Below are 12,557 nucleotides of genomic sequence, written 5' to 3'. Positions count from 1 at the left end.
GCCGCCGAATGACCTTAATTCTGGCACAAATATCGGCATTGCGCCTAAACCTTCCGCCAGCCCACTGAAATCGCGGCAAAATCATTGACGGAAACTGGTCGGATCTTTCACACTGACGCGATTAGTCACGCTGAGGAATCCGCTATGAGCCAGGCACTGCACAACCTGCTTAATTTATTAAATCTGGAAAAACTGGAAGAAGGCCTGTTTCGTGGTCAGAGCGAAGATCTTGGTCTACGCCAGGTGTTTGGTGGCCAGGTAGTTGGCCAGGCGCTGTATGCCGCGAAACAAACGGTGCCGGAAGAGCGCATCATTCACTCTTTCCACAGCTATTTTTTGCGTCCAGGCGATAGCCAAAAAGCCATCATCTATGATGTCGAAACGCTGCGTGACGGCAAAAGCTTCAGCGCACGCCGCGTCAGCGCGGTACAGAATGGCCAACCGATCTTCTACATGACGGCCTCGTTCCAGGCACCTGAAAGCGGCTTCGAGCATCAGAACAGCATGCCGCAGGTGCCGGGCCCGGATAATCTGCCATCGGAACAGGATTTGGCGAAAAAGCTGGCCGCCCATCTGCCTCTCAAGCTGAAAGAAAAATTCCTCGCTGAGCGTCCGCTGGATATTCGTCCGGTACAGATTCATAATCCGCTAAAAGGCCATGTCGATGAGCCGCTGCGTCAGGTGTGGATTCGTGCCAATGGCGATTTACCGGCCGATCGTCGTATCCATCAATACCTGCTGGGATATGCCTCGGATCTCAACTTCCTGCCGGTGGCGCTGCAACCGCACGGTAAAGGCTTCCTCGAAGCCGATATGCAGGTTGCCACCATCGATCACTCAATGTGGTTCCATCGCCCGTTCGACTTGTCTGAATGGCTGCTGTACAGCGTGGTGAGCACCTCCGCCTCCGGCGCGCGCGGTTTTGTGCGTGGCGAGTTTTATACGCAGGATGGCCGACTGGTGGCGACCACGGTACAGGAAGGCGTGATGCGCCAACGCGACGCATAAAAAAAGGGGCGATATTATCGCCCCTTCTGCTTTTTATAATTTTAGCGCACTGCTCTTCTTCAGCCCGGCTGTTACTGGTTGTAAGCGTTCTCGCCGTGGCTGTTCACATCTAAACCTTCACGTTCCTGATCTTCCGGAACACGCAGGCCAACAATCATATCTGCCAGTTTGAAGCCAATGAAGGCCACAACTGCAGTCCAGACGATGGTCACGCCCACGCTGAACAGCTGAATCCAAACCTGATGGCCCATGGTCACGCCTTCTGCGTAGCCTACGCCGCCCAGTGAAGAGGACGCGAACACGCCGGTCAGGATACAACCGAGGATGCCACACACGCCGTGCACACCGAACACATCACATGGGTCATCAACACGCAGCCATTTCTTCAGGGTAGTTACGCCCCACAGACCGGCTAAACCACCCGCCAGACCGATAATCAGCGCGCCGCCGACACCGACATAACCACAAGCTGGGGTAATCGCCACCAGACCAGCGATGAAGCCTGAGCAGGCACCAAGCAGAGAAGGTTTACCACGTACCGCCCACTCGCCGAACACCCACGACAGCACCGCACCCGCCGTAGCCACTACGGTATTCAGGAACGCCAGCGCAGCGATTTCGTTAGCTGAGGAAGCAGAACCGGCGTTGAAGCCGAACCAGCCCACATACAGAATCGCGGTACCGAGGAACACCATCGGCAGGTTATGTGGTTTGAAGGCTTCTTTGCCGAAACCAGCACGTTTGCCCACCAGGTAAGCACCCACCAGGCCAGCAACTGCAGCGTTGATGTGAACCACGGTGCCGCCCGCGAAGTCGAGCGCGCCATCTTGCGCCAGCAAGCCACCTGCCCAAACCATGTGTGCGATTGGCAGGTAAGCCAGCGTCAGCCAAACCACCACGAAAATCAGTACCGCCGAGAAGCGAATACGTTCAGCCAGCGCACCGACAATCAGGCCGACGGTAATACAGGCGAAGGAAGCCTGGAACGCAACGTGAATGTACTGATAGAAGCTGCCCATCACCGCTTTCAGCTCAATATTTTTCAGCATCGCCCACTGGAAGCTACCGAAGAAGGAGTTGCCTTCACTGAAGGCCAGCGAGTAGCCGTAAATTACCCACAGCACGCACACCAACGAAAAGGTCACTGCAACCTGCGTCAGCATCGACAGCACGTTCTTACCGCGGATCAAACCGCCGTAGAACAGCGCAATGCCTGGAATCGACATAAACAGTACCAGCGCGGTACAGATCATCATAAAGGCGTTATCGGCTTTATCCGCGACGGCAGGCGCTGCCGCCATCGCCAGAGAAGGTAACAGCGCAAGGCTGGTGAGGCCCAACTTCGTTATCAGTTTATTCATTTCTTTCCATCCCATCACAATTCAGAGCCCCAGTTACAGTGCTGCTTCGTCGGTCTCGCCGGTACGAATACGAATGACGCGCTGCAGTTCTGCGACGAAAATCTTGCCGTCGCCAATTTTGCCGGTATACGCGGCTTTGCTGATGACATCGACCACTTCATCAAGTTGGTCGTCCGCAATAGCGATATCAATTTTTACTTTAGGCAGGAAGTTAACGCTGTACTCGGCACCGCGATAAAGCTCTGCGTGACCTTTCTGGCGACCGAAACCTTTAACCTCGGTAACTGTCAGTCCCTGAATGCCAATAGAGGATAAGGCTTCACGCACGTCCTCCAGCTTAAATGGTTTGATTACCACGGTAACCAGCTTCATACGTTCCCCTCCGGATAAGAAATTGAGTGAGTCTTCGCGGACACGTAGGGATATAAGCAAAGGCTGTGCCATAAATAAAAAAAGGGGAATGTCAGTAGCATAGGCGCGCTGCATCACGCTTCGTTATGTGAAGCACAGCGCAGATTGGGGAGCAGGAATAGGAAAGGTGTTGCAATATTGCACTTCTTTGGTGCTTCAAGCCTCAAAGAAGTGCATCAATACAGAACATTCCGATAAAACTGTGCAAAAAAGGTGCAATTCACCCTTCAGCTTGTACGGGGATGCCCGCCGCGAGTTCATCGCCGGCCTGCTGTAGCTGATACATCTGCCAGTAACGGCCCTGCTCGGCCAGCAGCTCAGCATGTGTACCCCGCTCCACCACCTGACCGCGATGCAGCACTAAAATCTGATCGGCTTCGGTGATGGTGGAAAGGCGATGCGCAATCACCACCAGCGTGCTGTGCTGACGTAATGCACGCAACGCGTGCTGAATCGCCTGTTCCGTACCGGAATCGATATTGGCCGTGGCTTCATCGAGGATCAGGATTTGTGGCAATGACACCAACACGCGCGCCAGCGCCAGTAGCTGTTTCTGCCCAACCGACAGATTATTGCCCTGCTCGCCTAAACGCGTATGGATGCCATCCGCCATGCTGCGCGCCAGCGGTGCCAGCTGCACTGTCTCCAGCGCCTGCCACACCTGTTCTTCCGGGATATCGCGCCCTAAGCGCACGTTGGCCAGCAGCGAATCCGCCAGCACCACCGGATCCTGTTGCACCATCGCAACGCTTTGACGTAAAGCGGCGTGCGACAGCTGCGGCAGCGGGCGACCATCCAGTTCGATGCTGCCGCGCGTCACCGGGTAATAGCCCATCAGCAAATTCGCCAGCGTGCTTTTCCCGCTGCCGGTGTGTCCCACCAGCGCAACAAAATTACGCGCGGGCACTTCAAGATTGATGTTGCTGAGCACATCGCGGTTATCGCGATAGGCAAAGCTCACATCACGCAGCGAGATGCTGCCAGATGCCAGCGGCTGAATGTCATTGCCGTAACCTTGCTGTTCCGCATCCATCAGTTCAAAGATGCGCTCGCCAGACACCACCGCTTGTTGCAGCATCGACTGCTGCGTGGTGAGTTCAATCAGCGGCTCGTTGAGGCGGCCAAGATAGGTAATAAAGGCGTAGAGCACGCCAACTTCAAACACGCCTGGCGTGGCGAAGCTGAACAGCATCAGCAAACCGCACAAAATCATGGCCGAAAACAGACTCAGCAACGGGCGTAACAAAAAGCCATCCAGCCGCAATGTTTCCATGCGCGCCAGATAGTGCGAACGGCTGGCTTCGCCCATGCGCTCACCAAAGCGCGCCTGCTGGCGGAACTGCTGGATCACGCTCATGCCGTTGATCACTTCATTAAAGCCGTTGTTGATGTCCGCCAGATAGCTGCGCACGCGACGCGCAATCGGCGTGCTGAAGCGCTGATAAATCAGCATCACCGTCAGCACCAGCGGGAAAATCACGATCGCCACCAGCGCCATACGCCAGTCGAGAGAGAACATCGCCACCAGCATCGCGCCAATCAATGCGGCGGCGCGCAACACCGTTGCTACCACGGTGACGTAGAGATCTTTGATCACTTCGGTGTCGTTGGTGACGCGCGAGATAATTTGTCCGACCGGCTGCGTATCGAAGGCGCTGAGCGGCTGGCGCAACGCCGCGTTCATCACGTCTACGCGCAATTGCTGCACCACGCCAATCGCCGCGCGGTTAAACAGCAATGCCTGAAAATAGTGCAAACCGGCAGCCAGCAATTGCAGCAGGATAAAGCCCACCAGCAGACCAGCGACGATGCCCCACGGCATCTGATGTTTCGCCACCAGATTATCGATGAAGTAGCTCACCAGCACCGGTCCGGTCACTTCGGCCGCAGCAGCAATCCACAGCATGCCGACCGCCAGCCACAGCGATTTACGCCACGGTTTGCCATACGCTAGCAGACGTTTTAGCGTCGGCCATAAACGTTGTGATTTAGCCACGGCTTGCTCCTTCTGCCACTTCATCATCATCCAGCGCGGCTTCCAACTGCTGATAACGGTACATATCGCGATACCAGCCCTCTTTAGCGGCCAGTGTGTCATGATCGCCGCGCTGCGCCACGGCGCCCTGCTGCAGTACCAGAATTTCACTCGCTTCAGTGAGCGCCGACAAACGATGCGCGCTGATAATCAAGGTGCGCCCTTTACCCCACTGACGCAGGTTATGCAGGATGTCATGTTCAGTACGACCATCAACCGCCGACAGCGCATCATCCAGAATCAGGATTTCCGCATTCAGCAGCAGCGCGCGTGCAATCGCAATGCGCTGCTTCTGTCCGCCCGATAACATCACGCCGCGCTCGCCCACTTCGGTCTCATAACCTTGTGGCAGACGCAGAATATCATCGTGCACGCAGGCCATGGTTGCCACGCGCTCCAGCTCTTGCTGCGTCGCATTCGGACGGCCCAGCGCCAGATTGGCGGCGATGGTGTCGGAGAACAGGAACGGCGTTTGGCTGACCACCGCCAACCGGCTGCGCCAGCTATCGAGCCGCAACTGCGGCAGCGGCGTATTGTGGTAGCGAATATCGCCTTGATCGATGTCGAAGTGGCGCTGAATCAGGCTCAGCAGCGTGCTCTTGCCGCAGCCGGTTGGCCCGCATAAGCCAAGCATCTGGCCCGGTTTTAACTGGAAGTTAACATGGCTCAGCACCGGGCCAGAACTGGCCGGATAGCGGAACTCACGAATGGCAACTTGCATCACACCAGGTTCGGGCGGCAACACTTTCGCTCCATCTTCAACTGCAGGCGCTTCCGCCAGCAAGGAACGGATACGGCTCCACGCCGCACTGCCGCGCTCAACGATATTGATCATCCACGCCAGTGCCAGCATCGGCCAAATCATCAGGCCGAGGTACATCACAAAGCTGGTGAGCTGCCCGAGCGTCAAACTGCCGTTCCACACCATCCAGCCGCCACCGGCAATCGCCAGCAGGTTGGAGAAGCCGACGGCGATATAAATGATCGGATCGAAACGCGCATCCACGCGCGCCACATGCAGATTTTTCTTGCCGGTATCGGCAGCGATGCCAGCAAACTGCTGCGACTGATGATCTTCGAGGCCAAAGGCTTTGATCATGCGAATGCTGGTCAGACTTTCCTGGGTTTGATCGTTCAGACTGGAGAACGCCGCCTGCGCCACTTTGAAACGCTGATGCAGGCGTGCGCCATCTTTCTGAATGGCGAAGGCCATAATCGGCATGGGGATCAGCGCCAGTAACGTCAGTTCCCAGCTGATTTGGGTGCTCATCACAATCAGCACCACCAATCCCATCACTAGCGAATCCACCAGCGTCAGCACGCCTTCACCGGCGGCAAACACCACGCGATCCACATCATTAGTGGCGCGGGCGATCAGATCGCCGGTGCGATGACGCAGATAAAATGCCGGATGCTGACGACTGAGCTGACGATAGAAATCTTCACGTAGCTCAACGGCTAATTGGTAGGATGCGCCAAACAACAGCACGCGCCAGACATAGCGCAGCAGATAGACGATCACCGCCGTCACCAGCATCACGCCGATCCACATAAAGATCTGCCCGGCGCTTAAATTATGCTGGGTAACGCCGTCGACAATCACGCCAACCACGTGCGGTGGCAGCAATTGCAATAAGGCAATAACGATCAGCAAGCTGACGGCGCCCAGATATCGCCGCCACTCGCGCAGGAAATACCAACTTAACTGGCTGAATAATTGCACAAGCGTGTCTCTTTCTGTGCCCGCTAGGGCGCTACCGGCAAGGCGGTGGTGTATTTAATCTCTTCCATGGCAAAACTGGAGGTCACATCCATCAGTCCTGGCACGCCGTTCACCAGACGCTTATAAAAGCTGTCATAACTCTTCATGTCCGCGACCTGAATGCGCAGCAAATAATCGTACTCGCCCGCCATGCGATAAAACGCCATCACTTCCGGCATTTGCTGCACCACGGCGACAAATTGCTTAAACCACTCGCTGCTGTGCTGCTGGGTTTTGACAAACATAAAGGCGGTGAGTGACAGACCAATTTTTTCGCCGTCCACCAGCGCCACGCGCGCACGAATAATGCCATCATCTTCCAGTTTTTTCAGGCGTTTCCAGCACGGCGTGGTGGTGAGGTTCACCGCATCGGCCAACGTCTGCAGCGACAAGGTGCAATCCTGCTGCAACATTGCCAGCAAAGTGCGGTCAGTTTTATCTAACATTTGCCACTCCGGGAGAAAATTTTTCTCTAATCTCGCCATTATAGCGCGGTTTTAGCAACCTCTTTTTCCTGCCAGTGCCTTACACTGTGCGCAATAATGATTACGGAAATGCCACATGCAAACGCCCTGGGTTCGCCACGCCATCAATGAAATTAACGCCGATTTTCAGCGATCTGCGGATACGCATCTGATCCGCTTTAAGCTGGATGATTTTCCAGGCATTCACTTCTATCTCAAGGATGAAAGCACGCATCCCAGCGGCAGCTTAAAACATCGCCTGGCACGTTCCCTGTTTCTCTATGGACTGGCGAACGGCTGGATCCATGAAAATACGCCGATCATTGAAGCCTCTTCCGGCAGCACTGCGGTATCGGAAGCTTACTTCGCGCGCCTGCTCGGCTTGCCGTTTATCGCCGTAATGCCGGCCAGCACCGCGAAACGCAAAATCGAGATGATTGGCTTTTACGGTGGTGAGTGTCATTTCGTAGCCGATCCCTGCCAGCTGTACAGCGAATCCGAGCGTTTAGCACGTGAACTGAATGGCCACTTTATGGACCAGTTCACCTACGCCGAGCGCGCCACCGACTGGCGCGGCAACAACAATATTGCAGAAAGTATTTTCCGCCAGATGTCACACGAACCGTTCCCGGTGCCGCATACGGTGATCATGAGCGCCGGTACCGGCGGCACCTCGGCAACGCTGGGCCGCTATATCCGCTATCAGGGCCATGACACGCGCCTGCTGGTAGTCGATCCGCAACATTCGGTGTTCTTTGACTACTGGCACAGCCGCGACAAAACGTTGCGCAGCGAACGCGGCAGCCTGATTGAAGGCATTGGTCGTCCACGCGTCGAACCGTCGTTTTTACCCGACGTCATTGACGAAATGATGAAAGTGCCAGATGGCGCGACCATCGCCGCGATGCTGCAGTTGGAAAAGGTGCTTGGACGTCGCCCTGGCGCCTCAACCGGCACCAACTTCTGGGGCATGATGCAGGTGGCAAAACGCATGCGGGAAAACGGCGAGCAGGGTTCTCTGGTGACATTGCTGTGTGACAGCGGTGAGCGCTATCCGGACACCTATTACAATGCGCAGTGGGTAGAGCAGAATATCGGCGACATTGCGCCTTGGGTGCGAGAGCTGCAATAAAAAACCGGACGTCCTGTCCGGTTCACTGTAAGCCTCAGCATTCGGGGGAATAATCGAGGTGTGGTGTGGTCATCCAGTGATTAAGGTAGTGAGACACCGCCTGTGTCTCGCAATGTCCGATAATCGGTAAATGGGGCAACGACACTTTCAGTTGATTCATGGCGTTGCCCATAATGAAACCGCTGCCAACGCGCTCCAGCATTTCGCGATCGTTCATGGCATCGCCAAACGCCATACAATCCGCCAGCGACAGCGAAAGATGCTGGCACAAACGTCCCAACGCCGCGCCTTTATGGCAATCAACCGGCAACACTTCCAGGCAATCCCACGCTGAGAAACAAATATTTGCCCGCTCGCCCAACGCGGCCTGCAATTCACTTCTTAGCGCCTGCAACATTTCATGCGGCGCAATAAAACAGATTTTGGTGACTTCATGCGCCGACATCTGACGCAAATCACGCAGCTGATAGTGGAAGCCGCTCATCGCATGCGCTTCCAGCGCACCGAGCAGCGGTTTATCGGTAAACCAGCCTTCATCGTTGAAAATATGAATCGACGCTGGCGTTTGCCAATGGGTATGAATCACCTCTTCCGCCACTGATGGCGATAAATCGCAGCCGTAAAGCTTATTGCCTTCCAGATCGTGAATACGCGTGCCGTTGCCGGTAATCAGCCAGGCAGGCAAGGTGATTTGTTCGCGTACTCGCTGCATATCCATAAGATGACGCCCGGTGGCAAACGCCAACGTGACGCCGCGCTGATGTAACGCATGCAGGCTTGTCAGCGTTTCATTTCCTAATCGATGCGAAGGCAGTAACAGCGTGCCATCCATATCAAATGCCGCGAGGCGAGCCATGCGAATTCTCCTGTCTGAGTGAGGCAGTTACTATCGCCTGGTAATTACGGAACTAATAGTGAATACTTTTAAAAAACTGTTCCGGGTTTAGCGATGCGCGAACTTCATCGGGTTAATCAATTCCAGCGCCTGTGGCAACTCAGCCACGGCGAAACACAACGCCTCAGCGTCGCTGCGATGGCGCAACACTGTTTTTGCAGCGAGCGCCATGTGCGCACGCTGCTGCGGCAGTGGCAGGATGCCGGCTGGCTGCAGTGGCGCGGAGAATCCGGACGTGGCAAACAGGGCGAGCTGACTTTTCTGCTGTCGCCGGAACAGCTGCGCCAGCAATTGTTAACGCAGCAACTTGATGCCGGCGAGGCGGTACAGGCATTGCAGGTGCTGGATCTGCATCCCGAGCGATTAGTGAAAATGTTGCGGCCGCTGATGGGCGGTCAGTGGCAGAATCAATCGCCGGTGCTGCGCATTCCTTATTACCGCGCGATGGAGCCGCTGCGTCCACTACAGCTAACCGGACGCGCCGAGCAACATCTGGCGCGTCAGGTTTTCTCTGGGCTAACACGCTTTCGCGATAACGATGTTGAAGGCGATATCGCTCACCATTGGCAGCACGATGCCAGCGGCCGTGACTGGTACTTCTGGCTGCGCCCGCAGCTCAGCTGGCATAACGATGAACCGGTGCAGGCGGCGCAGTTAGTTGAGCAGCTGCAGCAGATCATGCAATCGCCGCGCGGCTCGCGGCTGCTGGCAGCGATTGAACGGATTGAAGCGCCGCATCCGCTGGCGATACACATACAACTGCGTGAAAGCGATTACTGGCTGCCGCAGCGTCTGGCGCATCAATTCTGTCTGTTACCTCATCCTGAATTCGCCGATGTCGGTAGCGGGCCGTGGAAACTCACGCATTTCACTGCTGAAATGGTGCGGCTGGAGAGCCATGCGCGCTGGCATTTGCAGCGCCCGCTGATCCAGCGGATGGAATACTGGATCACGCCGCAGCTGTTTGATCGTGACCTCGGCACCAGCTGCAGCCATCCGGTGCAAATCGCCATTGGCGATCCTGACGAACTCGGCTCGCTGCGGCCGGTTGATCGCAGTATCAGCCTGGGATTTTGCTATCTGGCGCCACGCATCTCGGCGCACTTCAGTGCCGAGCAGGCCCAATCGCTGATTGCCCTGATTCAGCGCAGCGGCGTTATTCAACAATTACCGCTGGATGAGGGTTTGATTACACCGAGCCACGAGCTGCTGCCTGGCTGGCCGGTACCGCGCGCAGAAAGAGTGAGAATTTCACTGCCGCCGACGCTAACGCTGCATTACCACCTGCCGGTCGAACTGCATGTGATGGCGCAGGCGTTGATTCCACTGCTGGCACAACATGGCTGCGCCCTCACCTGCATTTTCCATGACGTAAAAAGCTGGCGTGACGATATCGATCTCAGTGAGGCCGATGTGGTGATGGGCGATCGACTGATTGGTGATGCGCCGTTGTTTACGCTGGTGAACTGGCTGGAGAACGACCCGGTCTGGCAGCCGCTGCGCCAAAAGATACTGCAAAAGCCGCTTAGTGCCATTGCCCAACAATCTGATGCGTTGCAGCGTGGTGAATTAACTCAGCAACTGTTTCAGCAGCTGATGTGCGACGGCCATTTACTGCCGCTGTTTAACTATCGCTATCAGGTTTTTGCCCCGCCCGGCGTGGAGGGCATCCAGCTAAATAGCCTGGGCTGGTTTGATTTCACTCGCGCCTGGATTCCGCCGCCAACCACAGCTAACGCTGTTCAGCCTTCCTTCGAGCCAGTACCATAAGCGCACAGATTTTTGAGGAAGAAAAAATGAAACGAGCCGTTGTGGTATTCAGTGGCGGGCAAGACTCCACCACCTGTTTAATTCAGGCGCTGCAACACTATGATGAAGTGCATTGCGTTACTTTTGATTACGGCCAGCGCCATCGCGAAGAGATCGAAGTTGCGGCTGAGCTGTCGCACAAGCTGGGCGCACGGGCGCACAAAGTGCTCGACGTTACGCTGCTCAACGAGTTAGCCGTCAGCAGCCTGACGCGCGACAACATTCCGGTGCCAACCTACGATCCGAATGCCAGCGGTTTGCCGAGTACCTTTGTGCCGGGCCGCAATATTCTGTTCCTGACACTGGCATCCATTTATGCCTATCAGGTCGAAGCTGAAGCGGTGATCACCGGCGTATGCGAAACCGATTTCTCCGGCTATCCGGATTGCCGCGATGAGTTTGTTAAAGCACTGAATAACGCTGTAAGCCTCGGCATGGCGCGCAATATTCGCTTTGAAACGCCGCTGATGTGGCTGAACAAAGCAGAAACCTGGGCGCTGGCCGATTACTGGCAACAACTGCCGCTGGTACGCGCTGAGACGCTTACCTGCTACAACGGCGTAAAAGGTGATGGCTGCGGCGAATGCGCGGCTTGCCATTTACGCGCCCGTGGCCTGGCAGATTATCAGGCGAACGCGTCGGCGGTGATGGCAGCGATGAAAGAGAAAAGCGGCCTCAACTGATTCAGACCGCAGGGTAAACTGGCGTCATCGGCGCCAGTTATTCATTTTCGACCATCAATGACGCCAGACGCTGGTGTAACTCTCCTTCCAACGGCACTGCTTTTTGCGTGCGCAAATCAATACAGACAAAGGTCAGTGCGGCATCGGCTACCACCGAATTATCGCTCGCCAGCAAGACACGCTGGGCAATTACACCGCTTTTACCGCCGAGCTGTGACACTTCACTTTCAATGTTCAGTACGTCGCCCAATACCGCCGGACGACGATAGTTGATGTTGATATTCACCACCACAAACGCCAGCTGCTGCTCCATCAGCCAATGAAACGCATCGACATCCTCCAGCCACTGCCAGCGCGCCTCTTCCAGAAACTCCAGATAGCGCGCGTTATTCACGTGCTGATAAACATCCAGATGATAACCGCGCACTTTAATTGTGGTTTGCATTATTGCTCCTGTTCAGGCTGAGAATGACAACTGGTAAGACCTGTTGAGCATAGCACAGCCTGAATCCGTGCTTTTTCAATCCTTCAAAGTCGCGAGACGCTTCACAGTTTAAGCCGAGCGCTGTTGCGCTCAATCAGTGCGCTACCGATACCCGGCACCTCCTTGAGTTGTTCAATAGCGGTAAACGGGCCGTATTGTTCTCGATAACTGACAATGGCCTGCGCTTTCTTCAGTCCGATGCCGTTCATACCGGCTGCGAGCTGTTCGGCTGTGGCTGAATTGATGCTGACCTGTCCTTCGTTTGGCGTGGAGACTTGCGTCGCCTGCGTTTCACTGGGACTTTCGGCAGCCGCCAGTCCGGTGGTATAAACTGCGCCGCCCAGCGCCAGCGTAATGCATAGGGCTTGAAACGTTGATTTCACCATGCTGTGTTTCTCCTTGTGTTTGACAGCAACAGCAGGGTGTCACAGCTCAATTCAACGCTCAAAAGGACAATCTCAGAAATGGAAAAGGCCGCATAAGCGGCCTTTCGGGTATTGCAGTGGTTTAACT

12 protein-coding genes are annotated in these 12,557 nt (G+C 55.6%); 4 read left to right on the top strand and 8 right to left on the bottom strand.

Translation table 11 applies throughout. From position 1 onward, the window contains the following. Window positions 1–144 precede the first annotated feature (144 nt). The gene (tesB, locus tag NR302_RS05125) at window positions 145–1,008 is read left to right on the top strand and encodes an acyl-CoA thioesterase II (protein WP_258144712.1); all 864 of its coding nucleotides are present in this window, start codon (window positions 145–147) and stop codon (window positions 1,006–1,008) included. Between the two features lie 71 nt (window positions 1,009–1,079). Here tesB and amtB read toward each other — a convergent pair whose 3' ends face one another. From amtB to NR302_RS05100, 5 genes are all read right to left on the bottom strand, one after another. After that, complete coding sequence (gene amtB / locus NR302_RS05120; RefSeq protein ID WP_008103907.1) at window positions 1,080–2,369, bottom strand: ammonium transporter AmtB; 1,290 nt, start codon at window positions 2,367–2,369, stop codon at window positions 1,080–1,082. A gap of 33 nt (window positions 2,370–2,402) precedes the next feature. Continuing rightward, window positions 2,403–2,741, bottom strand: coding sequence for a P-II family nitrogen regulator (glnK, locus tag NR302_RS05115; RefSeq protein ID WP_007886947.1), 339 nt, complete (start codon window positions 2,739–2,741; stop codon window positions 2,403–2,405). A gap of 259 nt (window positions 2,742–3,000) precedes the next feature. Then, the gene (locus NR302_RS05110; protein WP_258144711.1) at window positions 3,001–4,776 is read right to left on the bottom strand and encodes a SmdB family multidrug efflux ABC transporter permease/ATP-binding protein; all 1,776 of its coding nucleotides are present in this window, start codon (window positions 4,774–4,776) and stop codon (window positions 3,001–3,003) included. Next, the gene (locus NR302_RS05105; protein WP_008103911.1) at window positions 4,769–6,538 is read right to left on the bottom strand and encodes a SmdA family multidrug ABC transporter permease/ATP-binding protein; all 1,770 of its coding nucleotides are present in this window, start codon (window positions 6,536–6,538) and stop codon (window positions 4,769–4,771) included. The genes NR302_RS05110 and NR302_RS05105 overlap by 8 nt, the downstream gene beginning before the upstream one ends. A gap of 23 nt (window positions 6,539–6,561) precedes the next feature. Beyond that, the gene (locus tag NR302_RS05100; RefSeq protein ID WP_008103913.1) at window positions 6,562–7,023 is read right to left on the bottom strand and encodes an Lrp/AsnC family transcriptional regulator; all 462 of its coding nucleotides are present in this window, start codon (window positions 7,021–7,023) and stop codon (window positions 6,562–6,564) included. A 115-nt stretch (window positions 7,024–7,138) separates the two neighbouring features. On the opposite strand from NR302_RS05100, the gene NR302_RS05095 reads away from it, so the two are divergent. Further along, complete coding sequence (locus tag NR302_RS05095) at window positions 7,139–8,173, top strand: PLP-dependent cysteine synthase family protein (RefSeq protein WP_061723602.1); 1,035 nt, start codon at window positions 7,139–7,141, stop codon at window positions 8,171–8,173. Between the two features lie 34 nt (window positions 8,174–8,207). On the opposite strand, the gene cof is transcribed toward NR302_RS05095, so the two are convergent. Then, on the bottom strand, window positions 8,208–9,029 hold the full coding sequence (gene cof, locus NR302_RS05090) for an HMP-PP phosphatase (RefSeq protein WP_258144710.1): 822 nt from the start codon (window positions 9,027–9,029) through the stop codon (window positions 8,208–8,210). 93 nt (window positions 9,030–9,122) lie between these two features. Between cof and NR302_RS05085 the strand changes: the two genes are divergently transcribed. Both NR302_RS05085 and queC read left to right on the top strand, forming a co-directional pair. Further along, window positions 9,123–10,838 carry an SgrR family transcriptional regulator gene (locus tag NR302_RS05085; protein ID WP_258144709.1) on the top strand — a complete coding sequence of 572 codons (1,716 nt, stop codon included), beginning with the start codon at window positions 9,123–9,125 and terminating at the stop codon, window positions 10,836–10,838. A 26-nt stretch (window positions 10,839–10,864) separates the two neighbouring features. Then, window positions 10,865–11,560, top strand: coding sequence for a 7-cyano-7-deazaguanine synthase QueC (queC, locus tag NR302_RS05080; protein WP_154153596.1), 696 nt, complete (start codon window positions 10,865–10,867; stop codon window positions 11,558–11,560). A gap of 37 nt (window positions 11,561–11,597) precedes the next feature. On the opposite strand, the gene NR302_RS05075 is transcribed toward queC, so the two are convergent. Together NR302_RS05075 and NR302_RS05070 are read right to left on the bottom strand one after the other, a co-directional pair. After that, window positions 11,598–12,005, bottom strand: coding sequence for a thioesterase family protein (locus NR302_RS05075; RefSeq protein ID WP_061717455.1), 408 nt, complete (start codon window positions 12,003–12,005; stop codon window positions 11,598–11,600). A 101-nt stretch (window positions 12,006–12,106) separates the two neighbouring features. After that, window positions 12,107–12,430 (bottom strand): ComEA family DNA-binding protein, encoded by a 324-nt coding sequence (locus NR302_RS05070; protein ID WP_008103924.1) that lies wholly within the window; start codon window positions 12,428–12,430, stop codon window positions 12,107–12,109. Window positions 12,431–12,557: the final 127 nt, after the last annotated feature.

The organism is Pantoea sp. SOD02 (assembly GCF_024707505.1).
GTDB lineage: Bacteria > Pseudomonadota > Gammaproteobacteria > Enterobacterales > Enterobacteriaceae > Pantoea > Pantoea symbiotica.
This window is presented reverse-complemented; position numbering and strand designations above follow the sequence as displayed.